The organism is Clostridium ljungdahlii DSM 13528, from assembly GCF_000143685.1.
Lineage (GTDB): Bacteria > Bacillota > Clostridia > Clostridiales > Clostridiaceae > Clostridium_B > Clostridium_B ljungdahlii.
In genome coordinates this window covers 4167820-4194518 of record NC_014328.1, presented here as the reverse complement: position 1 = coordinate 4194518, position 26699 = coordinate 4167820, and the positions used below count along the sequence as shown (strand labels likewise).

Sequence of the window (26699 nt, the reverse complement as noted above, 5' to 3'; positions counted from 1 at the left end):
ACTAAAAATGTCTCTTTTTTAAATTATCATATTTATTTACAAATAGCATTCTATTAATATTAAATATCTAAAGCACCGTAGTAACCACCATGAACTGCTTCTAATACTTTACCCACTTTAACACAATCTCCAATTTGAAAGAATCTAGGTGCTGCATAACGTAAAGCTTCAACAGATTCTGAATTTGGTTTCATACCAGCAGCAACCAAAATAGTATCTGCAGGATATAAAACTTCATTTCCAGTTTCATCTATACATAACAAACCTTCGTTAGTAACTTCTTTAGCCCTTGTATTTAAGTGCATTTTAACATGTCCTTTCTTTAATGTTACTTCTAAAGCAATCTTATGCATTTCTGATGTATCTGGAGCATAATCATTTCTCATTTCTACAACAGTTACATCTTTACCTAGGCTATCAAGATAAATAGATGTTTCTGTACCTATTAATCCTCCACCTAAAATAACAACTTTATCTCCAACAGCTGGTTGTGATTGATGAATAGCATCTATTCCTACAACTTTATGGCTAGTATCAATTCCTAAGATTGGAGGCACAACAGGTACCGATCCTACCGCACAGATAATTATATCTGCATGCAGCTCTTTTGCTAATTCTGGAGTTAATTCTGTATTTAAACGTACTTCTATATTTGTTTCAACTAATCTCTTTGCTAATAATTGAGAATAGTTAAATAAATCTTGTTTAAATGGAATATATTCTTCATAAAGTAACGCGCCACCTAAACGACTATTCTTTTCAAATAAAATAACTTCATGTCCACGAGCTGATGCTTGTAAAGCTGCTGACATGCCAGCAGGACCTCCACCAGCAATCAATACCTTTTTAGGTATTGTTGGAGCAAAAGCAGCTTCATGTTCTCTTTCTCTACCAATCACCGGATTTAATGCACAGACAGTTGTACGTGTTGTCATATATTCACCAAAACAGCTAAAGCAGCGGCAGCATTTAGTAATATCATCTTTTCTTCCAGTTAAAGCTTTTTCAGGGAAGAATGGATCAGCCATTAATTGACGCCCCATTTCAACAATATCTGCTTTACCACTAGCAATTATATCCTCCATCATATCAGGATCATTTAAGCCACCTAATGTAGCAACTGGAGTCTTAACATGTTTCTTAATCTCTGCTGCTAAATGAACGTTGCATCCATGTTCAATAAAAACAGAAGGATGTGTGATAACAAATGCACCTCTATTTTCATGAACACCTGCAGATACATGAATTAAATCTACTTTACCATCTAATGCTTGAGCAATTTTAACACCATAGTTAATGTCATAACCACCTTCAGTATATTCTGCTCCACTCATACGGAATTCAATTGGAAAATTAGGCCCAACTGCTTCACGAATCTTTTCAACACATAAAAAAGGAAAACGCATTCTATTTTCGAAGCTTCCACCCCATTTATCAGTTCTTGTATTAGTGTTAGGAGACATGAATTGATTTATTAACCATCCATGACCACCATGAACTAATACCATATCGAAACCAGCTTCCTTAACCAAGGCTGCTGCCTTACCAAAACTATCAGCAATTTCAAGAATTAAATCTTCTGGCATTTCATAAACATGTGTACCATCTGCCCAAATTTCATCAACAGGACCAAAACGTTTAGCTTGTTTATTTGATTGACTGCGGTTACCAGCGTATTTACCGCCGTGTGATAATTCCATAGAAGCAAAGCAGTTATGGCGATGAATTATACGAGCTAATTCTGTTAATGATGGTAAACTCATGCGAGTGTCTAGTAGGATATGTTTTGTATGAGATTTACCTGTAGCGCTATGCACAATTCCTTCACTTACAGTGATAACAGCTGCTCCACCTTTTGCTCGCAAGCTATAAAAAGAAATGTTATCTCTTGTTAAGTTTTCGTCTGGCCCGATTTCTGGAATTGAAATTGGAGAACCTATCATACGATTTTTTAATGTTAATCCAGCAATTTTAATTGTGCTACCTAAATTGGGATAATATTGATTCATTTTTTTCCCCCCTAGTTTTCCATTTTTAATATAGCTTTAACAACTTTACCTTTATTCACATCTTCAAAAGCTTTATTAATATCTTTAAAATTATAATAAGTAATTAATTTATCAAATGGAAACATTCCTTTTTTATAGTACTCTAATAATTCGGGAATAAAGATTTGAGGAATAGAACAGCCTTCAACAATTCCTACCAATTTCTTCCCTGAGCCCATTAATTCATTTTCTACATTAATTGTAAGATCTTGTGTCGCACCTAATACAACACATGTACCTAAAGAACGGGTACAATTTAAGGATTGTCGGACACATGTGCCATTACCTGTACAGTCAATTGCATAATTTGCACCAATGCGAGTTATTTTTTTCACTTCATCAACTACACTTTCAACTCTAGTACTATTGATTGTATGAGTTGCACCAAACTCTTTAGCCATTTCTAATTTAGCATCGATAATATCAGATGATTTTGATTTAGATGATCCTCCAACAGCAATAATAGTTGTACATCCCGCAATTTTAGCTGCCATGATAGCACTTAAGCCTACTGCACCAATTCCTGTAACAACAATAGAACTTGCTGGATCTGGTTTCAAATAATTTAAAACCGCACCTGCACCTGTTTGGATACCACATCCCATAGGACCAACCATGTTTAGATCCACATCATCTGGTACAGGAATTAAATTATTGGCATGAACAACTGCATATGTTGCAAATGCGCCTTGTCCAAAGAATGAAGATACGTCTTCACCATTATAGTGAAGGCGTTTAGTTCCATCAAATTGCGTTCCAAAGAAATTTAATTTACGATTTACTTCACAGCCATAAGGTTGACCAGAACGACACGCTTCACATGTACCACAATATCCATAAGAAAAACCAACACGATCTCCTTTTTTAAAATTAGTAATACCTGGACCTACTTCTTCAATAATTCCGCAGCCTTCATGTCCAAATACTGCTGGAAGGGGCACTGGTATAATTTGTTGACGTGCAACTTCATCAGTATGGCAAACACCACAAGCTGTTACTTTAACCAATACTTCATCAAATTTTGGAGCATCTAATTCTAGTTCTTCAATTTGAAATGGTTGTCCTTTTTCAAAAACAACTGCTGCTTCAATTTTCATTTTTTATCCTCCTCGAATATTTTATTTTTTAATCCCTTACGGAATGTCACAAGAATAATACTGAACATTTTAATTTACTTCTACAAATTTGAACTTTTAATAAGCGATATTTTTCTTAATTCCCCAGAGCAGCATTATTATAGTTAAAATAGCTGCCAGAACTGCTCCAATAATAAAGCAGGTGATTACATTACTGCCTCCACTAATTACTGCAGAAAGTGGATTAACAATAAATGGACAAATGAATTGACCAAAATTTTGTGCACATGTTACGGCTGAAATTGCCATACCAGCTGAAAATGTATCTACAGACATTCCAGTATTTATAAAAATACCCGGTAAAGTTGATGCAATAGCCATTCCAAAGAATATGCTTCCCACATAACACATATTTAAATTACTTGCAGATGCTATGATCACAAAAGATACTACTAACATCAAACAACCAACTGATGTGGTACAGTTTCTAGCTATCTTTGCTAGTTTTCCATATAACAACCCCATTACGAAACCGCCCGCCGCGAAAAATGCTACTGATAATCCCGCATCTGCAGCAGTTCCAAGTTTCTTTTCTGCTATAAGATAAGATAATGAAACATTATATATTTGAAAATTAATAAACAGGACAAACATGAATATTTAGCTACATACAAAGTTCTATAAGTACTTAACTGAATAGTCATGTTAAAAAATATTAAGGTACCTTTGTTAAAATGATATCAAAAAATAGCGGCTTCAATCAATTCCAACTATTACGTAACTAATTCAGAAATGGAATAAGAGAAACTGTTAGTTATATGCAATCTATTTTAGGATTAAACAAGAAAAATATTATGGCAGGGGACTAATTAGCATATTTTATCTGATGGCTATCTACTGTAATACTCCAACTTATACCAAAGTGGGAGATAACAGTAGCTACGCCCCTAGATAATTCATCTAATTTAGTGGGAGAAACAAAACTCTAAAGAGGAAGCGATTATCACCAAATCAAAGATGTGGGATATCTGCTTTTCCCACTGAGTAAGATTCATTGATAACTATAATAGATACAAGTAGTTGCATTATTGTAATGAATTTTGAAATATTATATAATTAAACTTAGTTCAGAATAAATTGCCTAATTAAAGTAATTAATTTAAAAATAAAGCAGGTGAGATATTATGACGGAAGACCAATTGAGGTATTTTGTAACTATAGTAGATACTGGTAGTTACATAGAAGCTGCCTTGGAGCTAAATATTGTTCAATCTTCTATTAGTAAACAGATTCAAGCATTAGAAAATGAATTAGGCATTCAACTTTTTAATCGCCAACATAGACGTATTGAATTAACAGATGAAGGAAAACAATTATTACCTCAAGCTAGACAGTTATTAGAAGGATTTTATCGTTTGAAATATATGGCACAAAAGTTGCAGCCTAGATACAAAAATAGAATAACAGTAATATCTTTGCCTTTTATAGGTTACTTTGGCTTATATGTTCCAATAAATCAATTTAAATTAAAGAATCCTTCTTTCAAAATCAATATTATAGAACTAGAAGAACCGCAATTATTTCGCAGATTGCTAAGTAATAGTTTTGATATAGCATTAACTTATTGGCATGAACAAAATCTAGCTAATAGTAAAAATATCTTTATTCCTATTTCTACAGACGAAATCGTTTTAGCTGTTAATAAGGATGACTCTTTAGCCCAATTAAAGCATGTTACTACAGAACAATTAAAAAATACTCCTCTTATGCTAATGGAATCTTATACATGCGTAGCTAATCTATGTAAGACTTTCTTTGAAGAACATAGTATTGTTCCTAATATTATATTTAGGGGTAGGCCAGAAACTATTTTTAGTTGTGTACAAGCTAACCAAGGTGCTGCTGCTTTAATAACACGTAAACAAGCTAGTTCTTATTTAGCTAATAATGTTGTTTTAATTCCGATTACACCTAATATTCCGGCTATATTAGGCGCAGTTATTAATAAACATAGTCAAAAAAATCTCAAAGTTAAAGAACTAGTTAATATGTTAATAGGTAGAAATATTAAATGATGAAACATGATTATAACAAGTGAATAATTATAGCAGAGAAAAATCACATTATATTATATAAAAACCCATGCAGCATCTTCTTTAATAGTCCTCCACAAAGAGCATCAGCCAAAGCCGCATCCATTTGAATTTTCCACATTCCATCCGTTTTGTTAAGAGTTATTTTCAAGTTACTTGTAACCATTTTATTATCAGAATTTTTAATTGCTTCAATAAGTGGATTATCTGCATCTTTATAATGCGGTATATCTTTATATGCATTTGATAAATCACGGTTAGTAATTTTCACTTGAGCTGTTGTGACATTCCCATTTTCTTTAACTTCCCCTATATCATAAGAAAAATTCTTTATAAACTCTTTCTCTGTTTCATCTAAATTATTGCCAAAAAGCTTATTATCCTTATATACAAAAACGCCTTCCCGTCGATCATTATATTGAATAAATTGGTTAAATTTCTTGGAATCCCCATTCTTTAGTGCTTCAAAAGCAATTTGTATAGTTTGTTTAGGGGAAATTTTTGATGACAAACCAGTCGTTTTATTGCCATCACCTGATAAATTTCCACAAGCAGATAATAAAACTGTAAATACAAAAACAAGTACTAAAAAACATTTTGTTTTCATTTCAATGACCTCCTAAAAATGTTTTTATTAAAAAAGTAAATGTAAAAAGAAACAGAATTGCAATAGCAGAAATACCAGCAATAAATAAAAGTTTATTAAACGTTTTTCCGGATTTAATATTCTCCTTATTTTCTTTAGAATTAATTTCTATTGGCTTACTTATCTGCTCTTCACCTTTTAATAAATAATCCGTACTAACATTATAAATTTCACTTAATTTAATAATATTATTGATATCTGGATTGCCTTGGTTACTTTCCCATTTTGATATTGCTTGTCTTGTTACTCCTAATTTTTCTGCTAACTGTTCCTGCGAATATCCTTCATGTTTTCTTAACTTCTGTAATCTTTCAGATATGCTCATTAACTCGCCCCCTAGTATGATAAACATGTAAACATTAAATAATAGTTTTCCTGCCTAAAACTTTAATCTATATAACATCTTTATAGTTCTAAAGTTCATTTATATAACTATTGTTTAATAACTCATCTTTTGAGACAATATTCTCGTATAGATAGAGGTTTACGCTCACCCCCATGAGGCTTTTTGACCTCGGAGCAGAGACTGCTGCCTCTTCTTTGCGAGATGTTGCGTATGAGCTGGATGTCAATTGTATTTTTACAATTTTTCGTATATCGAACTAGGCTGTAACTTGCATAGATGAGAGGATTCTATCTAAATAATCTTTTAAATGAAGGTGACTTTTTATGTATATTGTTGGTGTTGATATTGGTAAGAATAATCATGAAGCTACTATTATTGATGATACTGGCTCCATAATCGGCAAATCTATAAAGTTTGCTAATTCCCATAGCGGTGGAAATAAATTAATTGAACATATAAAAAAATATACTGGCAATTCTAAAGTTATATTTGGACTTGAAGCTACGGGGCATTATTGGCTGTCATTATATTCATTTTTACTAACAAAGGGATATGAGATAAACGTTATTAATCCTATTCAATCAGATAGTTTTAGAAATTTGTATATTCGTAAAACTAAAAACGATACGAAAGATTCTTTTATAATTGCTGAAGTTATTAGATTTGGTAAATTTACTAATACAAAACTTTGTGATGATAAACTTCTTGCTCTAAGACAGCTTTGCAGATATAAACTTTCTTTAACTACTGAAATTTCTGAACTTAAATGCAGAATAATTACAGTACTTGACCAAATTTTCCCTGAATATGATAAACTATTTTCTGATATTTGGGGTGCAAGTTCTAAAGCTGTTCTCGAAAAATGCCAAACTCCAGAAGGAATATTAGAATTGGATATAAATGATTTAACTAAACTATTGAAAACAAAAAGTAAGGGAAGACTTGGTTTTAATAAGGCTGATGAGATTCAAAATGCAGCTAAAAATACCTTTGGCATTAAGATAGCTAAAAAAGCTTTTAAATTTCAAATAAAACAACTTATTAGTCAAATACTATTCCTTGAAAAACAAATGAAATCTCTAGATTCAGAAATTGAGTTTTATTATAGTAAATTTGACTGCCATCTAACAACTATTCCTGGAATTGGTTCCGTAACTGCTGCTATTATTCTTAGTGAAATTGGTGATATTAAACGTTTTAAAAACTCTTCTAGTCTTGTAGCTTATGCTGGCATTGATCCTACTGTTAAGCAATCAGGACAATTTCTATCTAATAACAATAAAATGTCCAAAAGAGGTTCACCGTATCTTAGACGTGCCTTATTTTTATCTGCTTCAACATGTGTCTTACATGACAGTCCTCTTAATGAATATTATAATAAAAAACGAAGTGAGGGTAAACATCACTTAGTTGCAATAGGAGCTACAGCTAATAAATTAACACGCATTGTTTTTGCTGTTATGAGAGATAACAAGGATTATGTCCCTATTAACTAAGCAATATTATAACTAGACTAATAGTTTTATGTAAAATTTTAACTATTAATTATTTTAATAGTTTATTTGCTTTGCTCAAAATACTTTCTTATTATTCGTTTTTAATCTTCATATAAAATAAAAAAGGCATAACTCTGCCTTTTTATTAGTAAACAAAATAAGAATAATACGAACTGGTTTATTTATTACTATTAACAATTTCTATAGCTGCCTTACCTGTCATATGTTCGATTTTGACTTCAATTAAACATACTCTATTCCATTCTCTTTCAATTTCTTGCTGCCCTTCTTTAATATAGTCAGGTGAATATTTTTCAACTAAACTTTCAATGGCATATCTCCTATCGGAATCGTTTGTAAGAATCCTTGCTCTGCCAAATATGGAAACACTCCGAAAATGGGTAGTAAAAGTTTTTTGTATTACTTCGTCTTTTTCTATAACACAAAATGTCACTTTATCATTCCTTTTAATGCTGTCAATCTTATGCCCTTGTTTTGCACCATGCATAAATAGTTTGCCGTCTTTAAAAACATAACTTATTGGAACGGTATATGGATAATCATCGTCACCAATTACACCTAAGACGCCAGATGTACATAACTTTAGAATTTCAATTGTCTCTTCTTTGGATAATAATTGTTTTTTTCTTCTCATATCTCTAAACATAATTACACCTCTAATTCTTTCGCTATTTTATTTCTTATCATTTACTGCAATTCTTGATTAAATATTACAATTTACACTTACGACGTTTTATAAAAATATAATATATTAGCATTACTAAATATTTAATAATGTACTTGAAATTTCCTCAAATCGTTCATCATTTATACCAAGTTTTTTCTTAAATTTTTCATCTTCCATTCTTGCTACAATTATTTTGTCAGGAGATATTGCTTTAATAATATTTTTTATCTTCTCAATTGATTCTTCATCATCGTTATAGCCTTTAATGATAGTAATTTCAAATATAAATTTTCCTTTGTATTGTTTATTAAAAGAAACCATGTTTGAAATATATTCTGCTAATGTATATCCTTCAATAGGTCTTTGAACTTTTTGAAAGCCTTCTTCTGTTATTATTTTTATTTCTCCAACAACCTCATCACATTTATTAGCAATTTTCATATATTCATCTCTACCTAGTAAATATCCATTAGAAAGTAGTCTTACAGGCAAACCTTTGTCTTTGATAAAGTCAATAATATCACCAATTTTATCATTTACTAAGGCTTCTCCTTTTGAGTTAATAAAAACTAATTCTGCTTTTGTACTTTCTATCCTGTTTCCAAGTTCAATCAATGAGCTGTCTATTTCATCAAATGACATTTTTGTATCTACCTTATTTTTCGACCTTCCAATAGGACAAAATATGCAATCAAAATTACAATACTTTTCTGGAAGTACATTAATCTCCAGTACCCTTCTTCCATCTTCCATATAAATATCTTTATAACTAAAACCACTCATTACCTTTTTTTCTCCTTTCGTATAACCATGGGACAAGCAATCCTGACCGCTTTCGCTCACGAGTTACTCGTTAAAGGTCATTTAGACCTTTAACCTCAAATTAATCTATTAATACTTCTTTATTGTTAATATCAAGAATTGAAATCTTGCACGTTCCACCTAAATTATCCTGTACTATTTTTGCTAAATCTTTTAAAGCATTCTCAAAATCTTTAACTCTTCTCTCATCAACTAATTCAATGCACAAAAAAGCATTCCTTGTATTTTCAGTGAGCATTGTTCTTACTGATTCACGCCAATTAAAACATCTGCAAATTGCTCCTTCGTTATCTTTATATACTATTTCACCTTCATATGGTAGTGCACTCTCATCTGTTCCTAATGTAATAAAGCTTTCATCTCCAACTGCCTTAGTCAATCTTATATCACCAGCAAATTTATCCATATCCTCTCCACCACAAGGCAATGCATATGTTAAAGAAATAGAATTGTAAATATCAACTAGCGGATTAATAGTTCCTATATGAGTTCCTTTATCAACTCGTTTTAACAATGCTTCAATAGATGATCTTGCACCTTTCTTTGTTTTAAACTTTTGGAAGGCTTCTCTCCATACTTTTATGACTTCATTGCTGCTGAATTCTACATTCTCCAAATATTTTAATGCTTCCTTTTCTGACTTACTAATCATATTCTTGTATTGATCTTCATCTTTTATAAAGTTATCTATGCCATGACAAACTATAATTCCTATCCTTGCACCTGGAAACAGACTCCAAAAATCATCTTCAATAACAAACTTTTTCATTAAAATTCCTCCTTCATATTAAAGCTAAATAACTGCATATTTTCTTCTTATCACTTTTCTTTAATTAAAATTATATTTATTTTTGTTATTTATAAGCTATATACAATTATTAGTCTATTGATATTAATTTTAAACCAACGATTCCAAGAACTATAAATACAATACAACTCATACGCATTACATTAATTGGTTCTTTAAATAAAATAACACCTAACACTACAGTGCCAACAGTTCCTATCCCTGTCCAAATTGCATATGCATTGCCTAATGGTAATCTTTTTAAAGACAATGATAAAAAATAGAAGCTTGCAATCATTCCTATAACAGTTAGGATGCTAGGTAATATTTTTGTAAATCCCTGCGAGTACTTCAGCCCTATTGCCCAGCTTATTTCGAAAAAACCTGCTATAACTAAATAAATCCATTCCATAAACTTTACCTCCCTAAATTTTATTAATTAAGATTAGTATAGTAATATTTCATGGCTTATTTAAAAGAAAATAAAACAAAAAGCCTAAGGAAATATTACAAAAATATCTCCCAGGCTTTTATCCTTCCGTGTACACAATTAAATGTGCGCTTCCTCTCGGACCAGCCAGTTACAAACTGCGGAACCCTAGAAAACTCAAATATATAAACTTTTTTATAATTTATAAGTTACAACTTATAAATCTAATTTAGCATAGTAGTGGGTTTAAATCAAGTTAATATTTTTAATTCGCAAAATCTTACTCTTGCGAATTAAAGTATTTATATATTTTAAACATATTACAAATTTTTTTATAAAATCTATTGACTTCTCATAGCTGGTCTCTATTCTTCAATTATATAGAAAACGAAAGGTTGCAGTCTACCAAAAAGTGCTGAAAATTTGTCAACGAAACGTTGCTATTCGTTTTTTTGTTACTGTATACGTATAGTCAATATATTTATTGGGGACTGGATTCTTTCCACAATTCCACTTAAGAATTCCAAAGCAAAAATCAGCTTATCATCCTCCAAATATAAAAAATAAAGCATTTATTGAGTTTTCAAATCAACAAATGCTTTTCTTTTTTATATTTATATTATAATACATTGCACAATTTAAAATCATTTATTTTATAAATTTTCTAGTCTATACTATTTACAATATGGTATTAATAATTATATACTTTCACTAATTACTTTATTCAATAAACTTGTATTAAAAAACCGTACTGGATTCCAGTACGGTCATTATGTATGGTGGAGGCGAGGGGAATCGAACCCCTGTCCAAAAGCAGAAACATTTGAGCATCTCCGAGTGCAGTCCTTAATTTAAAATTCCCTCCTTCAGACGCCTAAGGACAGGCTTCTGAATTCAGTAGCTTCATAAATTCCGTTCCTAGGTCAAAGCTTTCCTAGGCTCGTTTCCCCGCTATCGGCGCCAGACCCTAGATCGCGGGAAGTCTAGGCTGACGGCTAGCAGACTATGCTGCTAAAGCTAAATTTTCGTTATTATTTTCGTTTATATTTAATCCCATAGTTTTTTAACGCGGGCCCACAGGTTCCCTCGACTCGCTTCTCAAACACATCACACCCCTGTCGAAACCATTGCGCCCCCATGTTGGGTTAAGTGTTTGGATACTTAATACCGCATAATAATTGTCTTATGCAGTATTAAATTATATCACCCAGATTACTATAAGTCAAATATTAAAATAATGGAAAAAATATTCTTAGAAAGTGGAAAAAAATAAGTCGTCACATGACAGAAATAGCATTTATATGAAGATTAATGGAAAACATGTTATAATTAAAATAGATTTAAATACAAAGTGTTTGGAGGAAATATGAGAATAAAAAAACCTAGATTAACTTTACAGACCACTATAACTTTACTTGTTTGCGGCGTGGTGGCCATTTCTCTATTAGTAACAGATGTTCTTATAAGTGCAAAAATATCAAGTAATGCAGAAAAAAATCTATCTAATAAAGCGTCCTATATTGCTAGGATGGCTGCCAGTTCACCTACTATAATTGAATCTTTAAGTGATAAGAAAAATGAAAAAATCATTCAAGAACTAGCGAATAAAATAAGAAAATCAACTGATGTAGAATTTGTTGTAGTTACTGACATGAAAGGTATAAGAAAATCGCATCCAGATATAAATCAGCTAGGAAAGCATTTTGTTGGTGGTGACGATGTAGAGGTTCTGAAAGGCCATGAATACGTTTCAACTGCTGAGGGAACATTGGGTAAGTCACTTAGAGCATTTGTTCCAATATTTACTGCAGACGGCAAGCAAGTAGGAATGGTTTGTGTTGGCATATCATTAAACACTGTACAGCAGGCTGTCTCACAAAGTAGAATGATTATATATTTAGGTATAGGTATAGGGTTTATAGTTGGAGTTATAGGTGCTATGCTGCTTGCCAAAAGCATTAAAAAAACCATGTTTGGATTAGAACCTTGGAAAATTGCAAAACTTTTAGAAGAGCAGAATGCAATGCTTTACTCAATAAGAGAAGGTGTTATAACTGTAGATGAAAACTGCCGAATTACTCTAGTAAATGAAGAGGCAGCCCGGATATTCAACAAAGCAGGCATTACCAACCTTATTGGTGAAAAAGCGGAGGACTGTGTTCCAAATACCAGATTAAACCATATTCTAAAAACTGGACAACCAGAATTTGACCAGGTGCAAGATCTCAGAGGGATAAAGATTTTGACCAATCGTATGCCAATTTTAGTGAATAAGAAAATTGTAGGTGCTATATCAACTTTTCGTGATAAAACTGAAATGAAAGTATTAGCGGAACAGCTTACAGGAGTAAAACAATATGCAGGTGCACTTAGGGCACAAACCCATGAGTTTATGAACAAATTACATGTTATATTAGGTATGTTACATATGAAATGCTATGATGAACTTACAAACTATATAAATGGAATTGCAAATAAATATCAAGAAGAGATAGGATTTATAGTAAGGCATGTAAAGGATCCTGTACTTGCTGGATTTATTTTAGGTAAAATGAGCTATGCTAGAGAAATCAATGTCAAGTTAAAAGTATGCGAAGACTGCTTTATACCTGAGCCAGAAAATCCTGAGTTAACTCATGAAGTTGTAACTATACTTGGCAATTTACTTGAAAATGCAGTGGAAGCTGTAAAGGATTCCAAAGAAAAGATAATAAATTTAACATTACTATATGAGAAAGAAACTCTGACTATAGAGGTAAATGATAGTGGTTCTGGAATTGATGAAGATACGAAAGAAAAACTTTTTATAAAAGGTTATTCAACAAAAGGAAATGACAGAGGATTAGGTCTCTATTTAGTACAAAAAAGTGTAGAGAGATTAGGTGGTGAGATTGAAATATACTCAGAGTTAGGTAAGGGTACTCTATTTTCAATTTATATACCTTATAAGAGCAAGGAGAGAATGGTAAATGATTAATGTTTTAATTGTTGAAGATGATCCTATGGTTGCAGAATTTAATAAAAAATACCTTAGTCAAGTAGGTGGATTTAAATTAAAAGCTGTAGCACGTTCCTTTGAAGAAGCTGTAAAAGTTTTAAAAACAAGCGATATACAATTAATTTTATTGGATATATATATGCCCGGTTTAAGTGGATTGGAATTATTATCTCAAGTAAGAAAAATGGGTAAAGAAGTGGATATAATTATTGTATCGGCTGCTTGTGATATTCAAACTATAAAAAGAGCTTTGCAATACGGTGCAGTGGATTATTTGATAAAGCCCTTTGAATTTGATAGATTTAACTCAGCATTATCTGCCTATAGAGAAGCACAGAATTTTATGAAACAAAAAAAAGAACTTAGTCAGACAGAACTTGATCAGCTTATTTTAAATAATCGGGAAGAAAATCAAGTATCTCCACAGTTGCCAAAAGGACTTGATAAAAATACTTTAAGAAAGGTATGGACAAAGGTAATAGAAATGAAAGAAGATACATTTTCAACAAGTGAAATTGCAAGATATGTTGGAATATCAAGAGTTTCCATGAAGAAATATTTAAGCTTTCTAAATAAGCTAGGTGCCCTGCAAGTAGAGGTTATTTATGGCTCTGTTGGAAGACCTATTCATAAATATAGATGCATAGACATCGAAAATAGTTATATAAAAAAGTATATATGCTAATAAAAAAACCTTTAGACTGAAAACTAAAGGTTTTTTTATTTGCGTAAATTTTGGTTAAAGGTTTTCACTTACTTTAGTTACAAAATTATTTAGAAAGTTTCAATAACTTTATAAATTGCAATATGAAATTTATAATAAACTTGAAAATAAGGTAATAAAGCAATTATTTTTATGATTTAAATATTAGTTGGAGGTAATGTTCATGAATCTAAGAGAAACTGCATTAAAATTTCACAAAGACAATGAAGGTAAAATTGCACTAAAATGCAAGGTGCCGGTTAAAAGCAAAGAAGATCTAACACTAGCATATACACCTGGAGTTGCAGAACCTTGCTTAGAAATTAATAAAAATCCAGAATGTATTTATGACTATACATCAAAAGGAAATTGGGTAGCTGTTGTAACAAATGGTACAGCTGTTCTTGGCCTTGGAAATATAGGCGCAGGTGCAGGGCTTCCTGTTATGGAGGGAAAATCCGTTTTATTTAAAACTTTTGCTGGAGTAGATGCATTTCCAATATGTCTGGAAAGCAAGGATATTAATGAAATTGTAGCAGCTGTAAAACTTATGGAACCAACTTTTGGAGGAATAAATCTAGAGGACATCAAAGCTCCAGAATGCTTCGAAATTGAATCAAAGCTTAAGAAGGTTTGTAATATACCTGTATTTCATGACGATCAACATGGAACTGCAGTTGTTTCGTCAGCTTGTCTTATAAATGCATTAAAAATAGTAAATAAGAAATTTGAAGACTTAAAAATTGTCGTAAATGGAGCAGGAGCAGCAGGAACTGCTATTACAAAACTTTTAATAAAAATGGGAACAAAAAATGTAATACTTTGCGATACAAAAGGTGCTATATACAAGAAAAGACCAATTGGAATGAATAAGTTTAAGGATGAAATGGCAGAAATAACAAATCCTAATCTTCAGAAAGGAAGTCTTGCTGATGTTTTAAAAGGTGCAGATGTATTTTTAGGAGTATCTGCAGCTAATTGTGTAACTGAAGAAATGGTAAAGTCCATGAATAAAGATTCAATAATTATGGCAATGGCAAATCCAAATCCAGAAATACTTCCTGATTTAGCTATAAAAGCTGGAGCTAAAGTGGTATGCACAGGAAGGTCAGATTTTCCAAATCAGGTTAACAATGTGCTTGCTTTTCCAGGAATATTTAGGGGAGCTTTAGATGTAAGGGCAAGTGAAATAAATGATGAGATGAAAATAGCTGCAGCATATGCAATAGCAGAACTTATAAGTGAAGAAGAATTGAAACCGGACTATATAATACCTAATGCTTTTGACTTGAGAATAGCTCCAAAAGTAGCTTCATATGTGGCAAAAGCTGCTATTGATACAGGTGTTGCAAGGAAAAAGGATGTCACTCCAGAGATGGTTGAAAAACATACAAAGACTTTGCTTGGAATTTAATATGTGAGGATATAAAAACAAGGGGGAATTTACGTGCAAGGTACAATTAACATGCCTAAATCTGAAAATAATAATTTTATTTCAAAATTTGTAAATTATAAAATAGGGGTTACACCTCTTCCAATATTTATTGTACTGGTGGCAATAATCTATTTTGCTTCAGTAACAAAAAAACTTCCTGCAGATATGATTGGTGGTTTTGCAATAATCATAGTTTTGGGAACATTTTTCGGAGATCTTGGCTCAAAGCTTCCAGTGTTAAAAAACATTGGTGGTGCTGCAATTTTATCAATAATAATACCTTCTATGATGGTATATTTTAAACTGCTTAATACAACATCCATGAAAGCGATTACTGGAATAATGAAAAATTCTAACTTCTTATATTTATATATTTCATGCTTGGTTGTAGGAAGTATACTAGGGATGAATAGGAAAGTACTGATAAAAGGTTTTGTCAGGATGTTTGTTCCTTTAGTTGTAGGAACTATTATGGCAATTGCAGGTGGAATGTTAGTGGGCTTATTATTTGGATATAAGCCAGGTTATACTTTCTTCTACATTGTAGCCCCTATACTTGATGGAGGAATTGGAGAAGGAATATTGCCACTAACTATGGGATATTCAGATATCCTACACCAACCTCAAAGTCTCCTTATTGCAAAACTAGTTCCAGCAGCAGTACTTGGAAATATTGTTGCTATAGTAAGTGCTGGAGTATTGAAACGTTATGCTGAAAAAAGACCAGACCTTACTGGTAATGGACTGTTAGTAAAGACAAAAGAAGATAATGAAATACTTGCAGAACAAAAAGCTGAAAAACCTGTTGATTTTAAACTTATGGGAAGCGGTCTTCTAATTGCTTGTACTTTCTATGTATTTGGTCTTTTAACTAGTCCGCTTATAGGAATACCAGCACCTATCATTATGATATTTACTGCAGCAATAGTTAAATATCTCAATGTGATACCACCTGAAACAGAACAAGGTGTTCATCACTTGTATAAATTTGTATCATCAAGCTTAACTTACCCGTTGTTAGTTGGTATTGGTGTATTATATACTCCGTTTAGTGATTTGGTTAGAGCAATCACACCAGCATACATTATTATTTGTATATCCATAGTTTTGTCAATGATGGCATCAGGATTTTTTATTGGCAAGTATATAAATATGTATCCAATAGAATCTTCTTTAGTTACAGCATGTCACAGTGGACTTGGTGGCACAGGTGATGTAGCAATCTTGTCTTCAGCAAATCGTATGGAACTTATGCCATTTTCACAAATATCTACAAGAATTGGCGGAGCATCTATGGTTGTTATAGCAACATTGCTGCTTAAAATGTTTAGTTAATAAATTAATTTAGGGAGAAGTCATTATATATTGTTAATGACTTCTCCCATTTTAAATGTTTTTATTTTGCTGATTTCTTTTTACTGTTTTTATTATGGTTTTGTCCTTCTTCAGTAATAGGTATCTGGCCTTTACTTTTTTTAGCTCTGGCCTTTTTGTTATCAGGCTGACTGTCCTTAGTCATTTATGTTACCTCCTAAATTAATCCTGCTTTCTTATTACCAGTTTTAGCTTTTCCCTGGATTTCTTTCACAGGTTTCACAGTATTTCTATTAGATTTCATCTTTTTATTGCTTTCAGTACCATGAGGGTCACTTGGATCGGGCCTTCTCATTCCTGCTTTAGCCATAAAAATACCCTCCTTAGATTCAAAATACATAGTTATTTTTAGCATTGAATAAGAAAATATACACATAATAAGCAGAGATATTATTTATAAAATATATAAGTGATTAATAAAAAAGAGGTGGCAAGGTATGAAGAAAAAATTAAGTATTTTTATGTGCACTATGTTTTTAGTATCTTTACTTGGAGTACCTGTAGTATATTCCAAGGAAGTTACAGGAATGAAAAATGAAAATGTGCAGCTTGAACACATACAAAATAAAAATGTACAGCTTAAAATAGACTCTAAAAAGAAAAATAAAATTCCTAAGAGATTCAGAAAAACTACAGATGACATTAGAGTTTATGGTAAAGCCTTAAATTTGAAGGGACTATCCTCTTTAAATGCTTCAGGCAGCGCACAGTTTACAGGGCAGAATATAAAAATGGTGAAAGAGGAAATAGGCAATGTACCTATATTGGTAGTAGATTTAAGGGAAGAGTCCCATGGTTTTATAAATGACCTGGCAGTTAGCTGGGTAGGAGAAGAAAAAAATAATGCAAATAAGGGACTTACTAGGGAGCAGGTATTAAAGGATGAAAGCGAAAGGTTAAAAGGTATCAAATTAAATGAGAAACTTGGTATTGAAGAAAAAGAAATAATTCCAGATAAAGTTCAAGATGAGAGGGAACTTACGGAAGAAAATAAGATGTCCTATGTAAGAATACCTGTTACAGATACAGAAGGGCCTACAGATGAAATGGTGGACTATTTCATAAGCATTGTAAAGAAAACGCCGCCAGGTACATGGATGCATTTTCACTGCAAAGCCGGAATTGGAAGGACTACTACGTTTATGACAATGTACGATATTATGAAAAATGCTAAGGATGTAAGCTTAGACGATATAATGGAGAGACAGATTTTGCTTGGAGGGAAAAATTTACTTAAGCCTTTTCATAAAGTTGGAAGTAAATCTTCAGAGAGATCGGAATTTATAAAGAAATTCTATGAATACGCAAAAGAAAATAAGGACAATTTTAATACTAGCTGGTCTGAGTGGTTAAAAAACCATAAAGATTCAGTTAAAGACTTAGATTAGGAGGTCCTATAGGTTGAAATATAAAAATAACATATTTGTCAAAACAGTTGTACTTATGTGTATATTTTTTATGACAATAAACCCCAATGTGGTTTTTGCAAATAATTCAAAACATAACCTGAATGATGATTTGCAGAAGGACAATAAAAAAGTAATTTACTTGACTTTTGATGACGGACCCAGCAAACTTACAGATAAGTTTCTAGACATACTAAAGGAGAACAATGTAAAAGCCACATTTTTTCTCATAGGCAATCAAATAGAAGATAATGAACAGGTAGTAAAGAGAATATATAGTGAAGGTCACAGTATAGGACTTCACACATATAGTCACAAATATAGAAAAATATACAGAAATGGTGACAGTTTTATAGATGAAATGAATAAATCTAACGAAATAATAAAGAGAGTTACGGGGAAGGAAAGTCACTTAATAAGATTTCCAGGAGGGAGCAGGAAACATCTAAATAAAAGATTTTTAGAGAAATTGCACAACAATAAGTTCAAAATATATGACTGGAACATACAGGCACCTGATGGAATTAATCCAAAGATTCCACCGTATAAACTAGTTAAAGAGGCTACTAAAGATCCAGATAAGCATAATCCAGTAATACTTTTAATGCACTGTGATTATATGCATAAGAATACTTGTACTGCATTGCCTCAAGTAATAAGTTATTACAAATCCCATGGCTATGAATTTGAGCCTATAACAGAAAATACAGATGAGGTTTATTTTCCCATAAAAACTAATAAAGCTTCTTCATTTTTAGAAAAGTTATTTAAAAATTGATTTTTAAGTTAGAATACCTTAGAGACTTAGATATGTCTGATGCACAAGTTTATCTAAGTCTCTTTAGGTTTTTTTGAAATAATTTCTAAAAATTTAAAAAATAAGAAGAAATTATATATTTTTTATAGTTTATAACATATATAAACAAATATGAACATATATAAACAGTATAGAACAAATTACATATTTTATTATAACAAAGGAGAAAACAAAATCCTTCCAGAAGAGAGACGTATTAAAATAGTAGATTTTTTAAAAGAAATATGGACAAGAAAGTAGCAAACAAAAGTGAGAAAGAGAGAATAGATATATCTGGTTTAATTAAAAGAGGAGGGTATATATGCCAGGTGTTTTAGTGATGGCTGATGATTTTACAGGCGCAAATGATACAGGGGTACTACTTAAGACAAAGGGACTAAATGCTATTTCTTTTTTGAGAAGTGATGATGTGAAAAATTTTCATAGTGATGAAGATGTTTTCTGTATAAACACAGACACTAGAGATAAGGAAAAGCAGTATTCGTATAACTTGATTAAAAGTATAACCCATGAATTTAAAGATCAAGTTAAAGTTATAAGCAAAAGAATAGATAGTACCTTGAGAGGAAACGCAGGAAGTGAAATAGATGGTGTACTAGATGAATTGGGGAAAGAATATAAAGCTGTTGTAGTAGCGTCTTATCCTTCATCTGGACGAATTTGTATTGGAGGATATGTTCTTGTAAATGGAGTACCACTAGAAAAAACTAATGTTTCAAAGGATATTAAAACCCCGGTAAAATCTTCTAATGTAATTGATATTATAAAATCTCAGAGCAGTAAAAGTGTTGGACATATATCTTTGGAGAAAGTTTTAAAAGGAAGTAATTTTTTAAGTAGAGAAATACAGGATAATTCTAATGAAATAATTGTTATAGATGCAGTAACAGATGAGGATATTAAAATTATAGCTGATGCATGTGTATTGTCACAGCAGAAAATTGTATGCATAGATCCAGGGCCTTTTACGGCATATTTTTCATTAAACTTGTTAAAGTCAGGCAAAGAAGATTTTTATAGAAGCTTAATGGTTATAGGAAGTACTACAGATTTAACTAGAAGGCAAATAGAATATTTTAAAGAACATAAAAATATACTTATTTATAACGTAGATGTGAGTAATTTAATAGATAATTTTGAAGACGAATTGCAAGAGGCGTTAAGTTATTTTAAACAAAATTATAAGAAGTATAAATATCTCTGCATAAGTACTTCTTTAGAAAAAGATGAAATAATGGATAAAGCTAGCATGAGTATATCTTATATTATATCAGATAGATTAAATAAGCTAGCAAAAGATATACTTAGCGTAAAGGATTTCAATATTAATCTTGCTTATTTAACTGGAGGAGATATAAGCCAGGGGTTTTTGAAAAATATAAATTCAATTGGTGTGGAAATAATAGATGAAATAATTCCACTTGCAGTATACGGAAAAGCAGTAGGAGGGGAATTTGATGGATTAAACATAATAACCAAAGGAGGACTAATTGGGAATGAAACATCTGCAGACTTTATATTGTCTGCTGTAGAAAAAAATGTTAAAGGTGGTAGTAAAAATGAGTAAAAAAATTGTAGCAATACCAATAGGGGATATAGCAGGTGTAGGACCTGAAATAGTAGTTAAATCTCTTAACAAAAAAATTATTTATGATAAAGTGAACCCTTTAGTAGTAGGAGAATTGAGGGCAATAAAAAGAGCTTTAGAAGTGACAAATATAAATTTAGAAATAAATGTTGTAGATAAAGTAGAAAAGGCAAAATTTGAATTTGGAACGATTGATTTGATTGATCTAAATAATGTAAATGGATATGAAATAAAATTTGGAGAGGTACAAGCAAAGGCAGGAAAATCAGCTTTTGAATTCATTAAAAAATCTGTAGAGCTTGCAGGTGAACATAAAGTAGATGCTATAGCAACTACTCCTATAAATAAAGAAGCTCTAAAAGCTGCAAAAATAAATTATATTGGACATACTGAAATATTGGCTGGTCTTACAGGTACAGGTGATCCTATGACCATGTTTCAAGTACGTAATTTAAGGGTGTTTTTTTTGACCAGGCATTTATCACTTAAGGACGCTGTAAGTTCTGTAAAAAAGGATAAGGTTTATGAATACATTCTAAAATGCAGTAAGGGACTTATGCAGCTGGGAGTGAAAAATCCTAGGATTGCAATTGCAGGATTGAATCCTCATGCAGGGGAGCACGGACTTTTCGGAATGGAAGAAGTTGAAGAAATCGTTCCTGCGGTAGAAGCTGCAAGAGAAAAAGGTATAGATATAGAAGGGCCTATAGGAGCAGATTCAGTATTTTATAAGGCATTAAAAGGTACTTATGATGCAGTAATATCGCTATATCATGATCAAGGTCATATTGCTACAAAAATGGTAGACTTTGAAAAAACTATTTCTATAACTGTTGGACTGCCTTTTATAAGGACATCTGTTGATCACGGTACAGCTTTTGATATTGCAGGTAAAAATATTGTAAGTCCAGTAAGTATGGAGGAAGCAATTAAGCTGGCTTATGAATATGCGGAGGTATACAAATAAAAACTTAGTTTTCTGTACTGACTCATTTAAAACAAACTATAATCTAAAACCTTAAGTACAGTGAACTAGTTTATATAAACAGAGTTCTTGGTTTCAGGTGGAGTTTTTTCTCCATCTGAAACTTAGAAATCGTTATCCAGGGGCGTAGCAGCCGTTATGCACAGCATAAGAACTCTAAATCGCTGAAGCTCAAGAGTTCTAATATTCCCCACTTTATAAGAAAAGCAGATATCCCAAATCTTTGATTTGGTGATAGTCGCTTTCGCTGTGTGCGATGGGGGTATTACGGCTGGTAGCCATCGGATAAAAATAAATTATAAGAAAGGACATGGTGTGAACATGGGGACATCAAGAAGGTGGGTGAGAATTATACCTATAGCATTTGTAATGTATATGACGGCTTATATGGATAGAATAAATGTGTCTATGATACTTCCATATATAGATAAGTCATTTAACTTGACAAGTGCAGATATGGGTATAGCCTCAGGAATATTTTTTGTAGGTTATATGGTACTGCAGATACCAGCTGCTATACTAGCAGATAAGTGGAGTGCCAAAAAAGTTGTATTTATACTGATTATGCTTTGGAGTATAGTTGCTATGTGTACAAGTTTAGTACAAAGTAAAGCTCAGCTATTTGTATTAAGGTTACTTTTAGGAGTATTTGAAGGTGGTGTATGGCCGTCAGTTTTAGTACTGCTTGCTAAATGGTTTCCGTCAGGAGAAAGAGCTCGTGCTAATGCTTTTTGGATGATTAACATGCCGTTATCTGCTGTTATTATGGCACCTATTACAGGCTGGCTTATATCTATAACAAGCTGGCGTATGGTATTTTTAATTGAAGGACTTTTACCTCTTATTTGGGGATTTGTATGGTGGTTTGCAATATCTGATAGTCCAGCTGATGCTAAATGGGTATCTGACGATGAGAGAAAATATGTAGAAGATACAATTGCGAAAGAAAATGAAAATAAGCCTAAAGCTACTGGATATGGTTCAGCTTTTAAAAATTCAACAGTTATATTGCTTTTGGTTGCCTACTTTTTCTGGATGTCTGGTTTTTATGGATATACTATGTGGGTGCCAAGCGTTGTAAAAGGTTTTAAAGGACTTAATTCTTCTGCAGTAGGACTTATAAGTGCAATACCTTTTATTTTTGCAATGGCATCTATGGCTGTTAACTCTTCCTTATCTGATAAGAGGCATCAAAGGGAAACGCATGTTGCTATACCTCTTTTAATTGGAGCATTTGGACTTATTGGAGGACAGTATTTTGCACATACGGCTGTAGGAAAAATGATATTCTTAATTATAGCAGCTATAGGAGTATATGGACCTTATGGACCATTCTGGGCTATACCTACAGATATATTGAGACCTGAACTTGCAGCAGCAGCTATGGGACTTATAAATGCTCTTGGAAACTTGGGAGGATTTTTAGGACCTTACATTGTAGGATGGATTCAAGGAAAATTTGGAGGATTCCTAGGATTTATTGTTTTAGGAATATTCTTAATGATTACGGCTGCTATTTCTATGGTAATTAAGTCTAGAAGAAGTGCTGCCAAACAAAATGCAGTAGTTTAATTAGAATGTTGTACTAGTAGCATTATAGGGGGAATTAAAATTGAGAATACTTCTTGCTCCAGATTCCTTTAAAGGAAGTTTGTCTTCAAAAGATGTTTGCAGTGCTCTTAGAGAAGGAATACTCAGGGTATCTCAGATGGATATACTGGAAGTTCCTATTGCAGATGGGGGAGAAGGCACAGTAGATGCAATTGTTTCATCTACAAAAGGTACAGAATATTTTGAAAAAGTTAATGGACCTTTAGGAGAAAAAATAAAAGCTCATTACGGAATATTAAAAGATAAAACTGCAATTATAGAAATGGCCTCGGCTTCAGGATTATATCTTGTACCTGAAAATAAAAGGAATCCACTTATAACTACATCTTATGGAACTGGACAGCTTATAGAAAGCGCTCTAAATAAAGGATGTAGAAAGTTTATAATTGGAATAGGAGGAAGTGCTACAAATGACGGTGGTGCAGGTATGCTGCAGGCTTTAGGTGCAAGCTTCTTAGATGAATGTAATAGGGAGATTGGTTATGGAGGCGGATGCCTTGATAAGCTGGCAAGGGTGGATTTAAGCAGTTTAGATGGCAGAATATATGAAAGTGAATTTATTGTTGCATCGGACGTGGTTAATCCTCTATGTGGTAAAAATGGTGCATCTTTTGTGTATGGACCTCAAAAAAATTCATCTCCTGAAATGGTCAAATTGCTGGATGATAATTTAATGCATTATTCTGAGGTTGTGAAGGATACTCTAAATAAGGACTTATCACAAACTCCAGGAGCAGGTGCTGCAGGTGGAATGGGATTTGCACTTATGGCCTTTTTAAATGCTAAATTAGAAAAAGGTATAGATGTTGTAATTGATATTACTGGAATGGAAGATAAAATAAAAGCCAGTGATTTAGTTATAACAGGAGAAGGAAACACCGATTTTCAAACTGCTTTTGGAAAGGCTCCTCTAGGCGTTGCAAAACTAGCTAAAAAATACAATAAGCCTGTAATTGTATTGTCCGGTGGTCTTGGAGATAACTATAAGAGCTTATATGATATTGGTGTTACTTCCTTATTTAGTATCATAGATAAACCTACGTCGCTTGAATATTCTATGGAGCATGCATCTGAATTAATAAAGGATAGAATAGAAGATATTATAAGAACAATAGTAGGAGTTTTAAATTAGAATTTGACTTATACTAAATCATATAATGACAAATTGCGTCACCTTAAAAATTTTAGTAAGTCTAAAGTCCGGTATTTTGAAAAGCTAAGAAGCTTAGCTAAACTCGTGCCTCAAACATATCTAAGCTTCTAAGATTTCCTAAAATACCTCACTAAGACTTACAAAAAAATTTTTAAAAGTGCCTTCAATTTTGTCATTATATTTCATGTATAAGTCTAAATTTCAATTGAAAACTCTATGTGGGTATTCTAGCTTAAAATCAACTTATACGCAGGCATATTTTTACAATGCTGAAGCTCTTTTAAATATTTTGTATATAAGTCTTGGAAAAAATTCGTAAAAACTTAGAACTTTTAAATTGTCTGAGGTACGAGTTTTCAAAAGTTCTTAGCTTTTTTAGAATTTTTTACTTAGACTTATCAAAATATTTAACGAGCTGAAGGTTGTAAAAGATATCCGGAGTATAAGTTGATTTTTGCTTAGATTCCCCTATAGAGCTTATTTACTGATATTCTTTTTCATAATATCCATAAATGTATCTGGTGGGACAACTTTTACTTTAGGATTTTTATTTAACTCTGTTATTACTTTTTCTACGTCTTTCATAGATTTACTCCATGCATGAACGTACACAAACGTATAGGCTTCAGGTTTGGATATGTTGGTGTAGCCTTTATTAACATAATTATTTATGTTATTTATAAGAGCATCTTCCTCTTCCAGTCCATACCAGAGTACATCTCTGCAGGACACCACTGGTTTTCCATTGCTCCATACAATTTTACCTTTATAGTCATTTTGCTTATTATAATTAAGGTAGAATATACCGTCAACATTTGAACAAGTAGTGTATTTATTCCATAATTTAGTATCATAAAGTGACCAATCATCCAAAACTGATACATACCTTTCATCTACATCTGCCATATAATTGTTTAATCTTTTTAGATATGCGTTTAAAGAATCTTCCTTAAATTTACTAGGGTACATATAACCATTGCCAGAAGGTGATACTACAAAGTTATCCCTATAAGGAATTGAAGATGTATTTTTATAATATAGTTTAAAAACGGTAGGCGCTAGTTCATACATAGAAGGACTTATGCTGAATCCCATATTAAAACTACCTCTTTTAGGAGATCCGTACCATTTTTCAGATCCATAATTACTCCCCAGGTTCCACTGCTGGTTATCTCCATCTGACATTATAAAAGTTACGTAGTGCATAGGTTGATAGAAAAGTTTTTTATCAGGCTTTACACTGCTTTTTTGTGTTAAAGGTACTGATGGAAAGGCACTTAATACTGTTAAATTGTAAGACCAATCTGCAGGAACCATACTTACTCCATTTTTAGAGGCTGCACTTACATTACCATGTTCGTCAGGCCCCCATCCAAGGCATGTAGAGTCCTTTTTCATAGACTCAAAAACTTTATCCCTTAGTGAGAAATCTTTTAGATCATCCTCATAAAACACTAAACATTTACTCATGATTCCATAATCTCTAAGAGGAGCATTTTTATTTGGAGACAGCTGAATTACAACGGAATGATTTAGTCCTGAATTCCACAAATTATTATAAGCCCAATATTTATCGGTGTTTACACAATCACCCTGTATTTTAATTCCTGTACTTTTAACCTTATCTTCTATAGATTTATCTATAGCTATGGAATTTTTTAATGCTGCAAGAGAGCAGGCATTGTTAATAGAAGGGTTTTTCTCAGGATAACTGCTGTAAAGTACATATCCAGACACTAGTGATTTAAATTTATCTAATAAATACCAGGGATCTTTTACTATGGTATAAGTTACCCCGTAATTTGTTTTTAAATCATCCAGCCATATTTTGTAATCAGGTTGATTTTTGTTTAAAGTATATATTTGAGAATTTGACTTATTTGATATTACTCCTTGAAGGGTGACTATCATAGTTTTTTCTGCAGGAGTTAGATCATTTTGGTAAATTACATAAAGGTGATGTGGTATTTTCGAGTTTTTTACATAATAAGGCTTGCCTAAAAAAGCATGTACATTTGGGATAAATATACCAAATAAAAAAATAGAAATAATTAGTACAATAGATTTTTTAAATTTCATATGAATTTACCTCCTAATCTTATTATGCAGTTTTTTGGTTAGTTTATTAGAAATTTGGTTTGGTAAGATATAGTAGGAGATGTTTAAAAAATAGGAATATTTTTAGATGTATAATATT

At 32.0% G+C, this 26699-nt stretch carries 24 protein-coding genes, 1 other RNA gene and 1 riboswitch; of the genes, 12 read left to right on the top strand and 13 right to left on the bottom strand.

What is annotated here, in order from left to right; all coding sequences use genetic code 11:
* Window positions 1-59 precede the first annotated feature (59 nt).
* From CLJU_RS19005 to CLJU_RS18995, 3 genes are all read right to left on the bottom strand, one after another.
* Window positions 60-2009, bottom strand: a complete 1950-nt coding sequence (locus CLJU_RS19005; RefSeq protein WP_013240457.1) for an oxidoreductase — start codon at window positions 2007-2009, stop codon at window positions 60-62.
* An 11-nt stretch (window positions 2010-2020) separates the two neighbouring features.
* The gene (locus CLJU_RS19000) at window positions 2021-3145 is read right to left on the bottom strand and encodes an NAD(P)-dependent alcohol dehydrogenase (protein ID WP_013240456.1); all 1125 of its coding nucleotides are present in this window, start codon (window positions 3143-3145) and stop codon (window positions 2021-2023) included.
* Window positions 3146-3241: 96 nt separating this feature from the next.
* Window positions 3242-3778: an MFS transporter gene (locus CLJU_RS18995; RefSeq protein WP_013240455.1), complete on the bottom strand. Its 537-nt coding sequence runs from the start codon at window positions 3776-3778 to the stop codon at window positions 3242-3244.
* Window positions 3779-4308: 530 nt separating this feature from the next.
* On the opposite strand from CLJU_RS18995, the gene CLJU_RS18990 reads away from it, so the two are divergent.
* Window positions 4309-5199 carry a LysR family transcriptional regulator gene (locus CLJU_RS18990; protein ID WP_013240454.1) on the top strand — a complete coding sequence of 297 codons (891 nt, stop codon included), beginning with the start codon at window positions 4309-4311 and terminating at the stop codon, window positions 5197-5199.
* 43 nt (window positions 5200-5242) lie between these two features.
* Here CLJU_RS18990 and CLJU_RS18985 read toward each other — a convergent pair whose 3' ends face one another.
* Both CLJU_RS18985 and CLJU_RS18980 read right to left on the bottom strand, forming a co-directional pair.
* Complete coding sequence (locus CLJU_RS18985) at window positions 5243-5824, bottom strand: membrane protein (RefSeq protein ID WP_013240453.1); 582 nt, start codon at window positions 5822-5824, stop codon at window positions 5243-5245.
* Window position 5825: 1 nt separating this feature from the next.
* A complete protein-coding gene (locus CLJU_RS18980) occupies window positions 5826-6188 on the bottom strand; it encodes a helix-turn-helix domain-containing protein (protein WP_013240452.1) in 363 nt (120 codons plus the stop codon).
* Between the two features lie 344 nt (window positions 6189-6532).
* On the opposite strand from CLJU_RS18980, the gene CLJU_RS18975 reads away from it, so the two are divergent.
* Window positions 6533-7705, top strand: a complete 1173-nt coding sequence (locus CLJU_RS18975) for an IS110 family RNA-guided transposase (RefSeq protein WP_013236856.1) — start codon at window positions 6533-6535, stop codon at window positions 7703-7705.
* Between the two features lie 178 nt (window positions 7706-7883).
* Here CLJU_RS18975 and CLJU_RS18970 read toward each other — a convergent pair whose 3' ends face one another.
* From CLJU_RS18970 to ssrA, 5 genes are all read right to left on the bottom strand, one after another.
* Entirely contained in the window at window positions 7884-8372 is a 489-nt protein-coding gene (locus CLJU_RS18970) for a pyridoxamine 5'-phosphate oxidase family protein (protein WP_013236855.1), read from the bottom strand.
* 114 nt (window positions 8373-8486) lie between these two features.
* Window positions 8487-9176 carry a radical SAM protein gene (locus CLJU_RS18965; RefSeq protein WP_041704986.1) on the bottom strand — a complete coding sequence of 230 codons (690 nt, stop codon included), beginning with the start codon at window positions 9174-9176 and terminating at the stop codon, window positions 8487-8489.
* Window positions 9177-9276: 100 nt separating this feature from the next.
* Window positions 9277-9984 (bottom strand): B3/B4 domain-containing protein, encoded by a 708-nt coding sequence (locus CLJU_RS18960; RefSeq protein WP_013236853.1) that lies wholly within the window; start codon window positions 9982-9984, stop codon window positions 9277-9279.
* 109 nt (window positions 9985-10093) lie between these two features.
* On the bottom strand, window positions 10094-10414 hold the full coding sequence (locus tag CLJU_RS18955) for a DMT family transporter (protein ID WP_013236852.1): 321 nt from the start codon (window positions 10412-10414) through the stop codon (window positions 10094-10096).
* A 105-nt stretch (window positions 10415-10519) separates the two neighbouring features.
* Window positions 10520-10615: riboswitch (guanidine-I (ykkC/yxkD leader) on the bottom strand.
* Between the two features lie 594 nt (window positions 10616-11209).
* Window positions 11210-11569: a transfer-messenger RNA gene (ssrA, locus tag CLJU_RS21920) on the bottom strand.
* 229 nt (window positions 11570-11798) lie between these two features.
* Here ssrA and dcuS point away from each other — a divergent pair.
* The 4 genes from dcuS (at window position 11799) to CLJU_RS18935 (ending at window position 16903) form a co-directional block, all read left to right on the top strand.
* On the top strand, window positions 11799-13409 hold the full coding sequence (dcuS, locus tag CLJU_RS18950) for a DcuS/MalK family sensor histidine kinase (RefSeq protein ID WP_013240451.1): 1611 nt from the start codon (window positions 11799-11801) through the stop codon (window positions 13407-13409).
* Window positions 13402-14115: a response regulator gene (locus tag CLJU_RS18945; RefSeq protein WP_013240450.1), complete on the top strand. Its 714-nt coding sequence runs from the start codon at window positions 13402-13404 to the stop codon at window positions 14113-14115. The genes dcuS and CLJU_RS18945 overlap by 8 nt, the downstream gene beginning before the upstream one ends.
* A 202-nt stretch (window positions 14116-14317) precedes the next feature.
* Window positions 14318-15547 carry an NAD(P)-dependent malic enzyme gene (locus CLJU_RS18940; protein ID WP_013240449.1) on the top strand — a complete coding sequence of 410 codons (1230 nt, stop codon included), beginning with the start codon at window positions 14318-14320 and terminating at the stop codon, window positions 15545-15547.
* A 33-nt stretch (window positions 15548-15580) separates the two neighbouring features.
* Window positions 15581-16903: a 2-hydroxycarboxylate transporter family protein gene (locus CLJU_RS18935; protein WP_013240448.1), complete on the top strand. Its 1323-nt coding sequence runs from the start codon at window positions 15581-15583 to the stop codon at window positions 16901-16903.
* 61 nt (window positions 16904-16964) lie between these two features.
* Here CLJU_RS18935 and CLJU_RS23235 read toward each other — a convergent pair whose 3' ends face one another.
* Together CLJU_RS23235 and CLJU_RS22710 are read right to left on the bottom strand one after the other, a co-directional pair.
* The gene (locus tag CLJU_RS23235; RefSeq protein WP_023162421.1) at window positions 16965-17087 is read right to left on the bottom strand and encodes a hypothetical protein; all 123 of its coding nucleotides are present in this window, start codon (window positions 17085-17087) and stop codon (window positions 16965-16967) included.
* Between the two features lie 12 nt (window positions 17088-17099).
* Window positions 17100-17252 (bottom strand): hypothetical protein, encoded by a 153-nt coding sequence (locus CLJU_RS22710; protein WP_013240447.1) that lies wholly within the window; start codon window positions 17250-17252, stop codon window positions 17100-17102.
* A 127-nt stretch (window positions 17253-17379) separates the two neighbouring features.
* Between CLJU_RS22710 and CLJU_RS18930 the strand changes: the two genes are divergently transcribed.
* The 6 genes from CLJU_RS18930 to CLJU_RS18905 all read left to right on the top strand — a co-directional run bounded on the left by CLJU_RS18930 (window position 17380) and on the right by CLJU_RS18905 (window position 24481).
* Window positions 17380-18330 (top strand): fused DSP-PTPase phosphatase/NAD kinase-like protein, encoded by a 951-nt coding sequence (locus tag CLJU_RS18930; RefSeq protein ID WP_013240446.1) that lies wholly within the window; start codon window positions 17380-17382, stop codon window positions 18328-18330.
* A 55-nt stretch (window positions 18331-18385) separates the two neighbouring features.
* Window positions 18386-19126 carry a polysaccharide deacetylase family protein gene (locus tag CLJU_RS18925; RefSeq protein ID WP_122059711.1) on the top strand — a complete coding sequence of 247 codons (741 nt, stop codon included), beginning with the start codon at window positions 18386-18388 and terminating at the stop codon, window positions 19124-19126.
* Between the two features lie 340 nt (window positions 19127-19466).
* Window positions 19467-20732 carry a four-carbon acid sugar kinase family protein gene (locus CLJU_RS18920; RefSeq protein WP_013240444.1) on the top strand — a complete coding sequence of 422 codons (1266 nt, stop codon included), beginning with the start codon at window positions 19467-19469 and terminating at the stop codon, window positions 20730-20732.
* Window positions 20725-21720, top strand: a complete 996-nt coding sequence (gene pdxA, locus CLJU_RS18915) for a 4-hydroxythreonine-4-phosphate dehydrogenase PdxA (RefSeq protein WP_013240443.1) — start codon at window positions 20725-20727, stop codon at window positions 21718-21720. Before CLJU_RS18920 ends, pdxA begins: the two co-directional genes overlap by 8 nt.
* Before the next feature lie 339 nt (window positions 21721-22059).
* On the top strand, window positions 22060-23310 hold the full coding sequence (locus CLJU_RS18910) for an MFS transporter (RefSeq protein ID WP_013240442.1): 1251 nt from the start codon (window positions 22060-22062) through the stop codon (window positions 23308-23310).
* A 40-nt stretch (window positions 23311-23350) separates the two neighbouring features.
* Window positions 23351-24481 (top strand): glycerate kinase, encoded by a 1131-nt coding sequence (locus tag CLJU_RS18905; RefSeq protein ID WP_013240441.1) that lies wholly within the window; start codon window positions 23351-23353, stop codon window positions 24479-24481.
* Between the two features lie 498 nt (window positions 24482-24979).
* On the opposite strand, the gene CLJU_RS18900 is transcribed toward CLJU_RS18905, so the two are convergent.
* Complete coding sequence (locus tag CLJU_RS18900) at window positions 24980-26581, bottom strand: GxGYxYP domain-containing protein (protein ID WP_013240440.1); 1602 nt, start codon at window positions 26579-26581, stop codon at window positions 24980-24982.
* Window positions 26582-26699: the final 118 nt, after the last annotated feature.

Coding starts and splice junctions, on each gene's coding strand:
- CLJU_RS19005 (WP_013240457.1), bottom strand. CDS start 2,009: ATGAATCAATATTATCCCAATTTAGGTAGCACAATTAAAATTGCTGGA.
- CLJU_RS19000 (WP_013240456.1), bottom strand. CDS start 3,145: ATGAAAATTGAAGCAGCAGTTGTTTTTGAAAAAGGACAACCATTTCAA.
- CLJU_RS18995 (WP_013240455.1), bottom strand. CDS start 3,778: ATGTTTGTCCTGTTTATTAATTTTCAAATATATAATGTTTCATTATCT.
- CLJU_RS18990 (WP_013240454.1), top strand. CDS start 4,309: ATGACGGAAGACCAATTGAGGTATTTTGTAACTATAGTAGATACTGGT.
- CLJU_RS18985 (WP_013240453.1), bottom strand. CDS start 5,824: ATGAAAACAAAATGTTTTTTAGTACTTGTTTTTGTATTTACAGTTTTA.
- CLJU_RS18980 (WP_013240452.1), bottom strand. CDS start 6,188: ATGAGCATATCTGAAAGATTACAGAAGTTAAGAAAACATGAAGGATAT.
- CLJU_RS18975 (WP_013236856.1), top strand. CDS start 6,533: ATGTATATTGTTGGTGTTGATATTGGTAAGAATAATCATGAAGCTACT.
- CLJU_RS18970 (WP_013236855.1), bottom strand. CDS start 8,372: ATGTTTAGAGATATGAGAAGAAAAAAACAATTATTATCCAAAGAAGAG.
- CLJU_RS18965 (WP_041704986.1), bottom strand. CDS start 9,176: ATGAGTGGTTTTAGTTATAAAGATATTTATATGGAAGATGGAAGAAGG.
- CLJU_RS18960 (WP_013236853.1), bottom strand. CDS start 9,984: ATGAAAAAGTTTGTTATTGAAGATGATTTTTGGAGTCTGTTTCCAGGT.
- CLJU_RS18955 (WP_013236852.1), bottom strand. CDS start 10,414: ATGGAATGGATTTATTTAGTTATAGCAGGTTTTTTCGAAATAAGCTGG.
- dcuS (WP_013240451.1), top strand. CDS start 11,799: ATGAGAATAAAAAAACCTAGATTAACTTTACAGACCACTATAACTTTA.
- CLJU_RS18945 (WP_013240450.1), top strand. CDS start 13,402: ATGATTAATGTTTTAATTGTTGAAGATGATCCTATGGTTGCAGAATTT.
- CLJU_RS18940 (WP_013240449.1), top strand. CDS start 14,318: ATGAATCTAAGAGAAACTGCATTAAAATTTCACAAAGACAATGAAGGT.
- CLJU_RS23235 (WP_023162421.1), bottom strand. CDS start 17,087: ATGACTAAGGACAGTCAGCCTGATAACAAAAAGGCCAGAGCTAAAAAA.
- CLJU_RS22710 (WP_013240447.1), bottom strand. CDS start 17,252: ATGGCTAAAGCAGGAATGAGAAGGCCCGATCCAAGTGACCCTCATGGT.
- CLJU_RS18930 (WP_013240446.1), top strand. CDS start 17,380: ATGAAGAAAAAATTAAGTATTTTTATGTGCACTATGTTTTTAGTATCT.
- CLJU_RS18925 (WP_122059711.1), top strand. CDS start 18,386: ATGTGTATATTTTTTATGACAATAAACCCCAATGTGGTTTTTGCAAAT.
- CLJU_RS18920 (WP_013240444.1), top strand. CDS start 19,467: ATGCCAGGTGTTTTAGTGATGGCTGATGATTTTACAGGCGCAAATGAT.
- pdxA (WP_013240443.1), top strand. CDS start 20,725: ATGAGTAAAAAAATTGTAGCAATACCAATAGGGGATATAGCAGGTGTA.
- CLJU_RS18910 (WP_013240442.1), top strand. CDS start 22,060: ATGGGGACATCAAGAAGGTGGGTGAGAATTATACCTATAGCATTTGTA.
- CLJU_RS18900 (WP_013240440.1), bottom strand. CDS start 26,581: ATGAAATTTAAAAAATCTATTGTACTAATTATTTCTATTTTTTTATTT.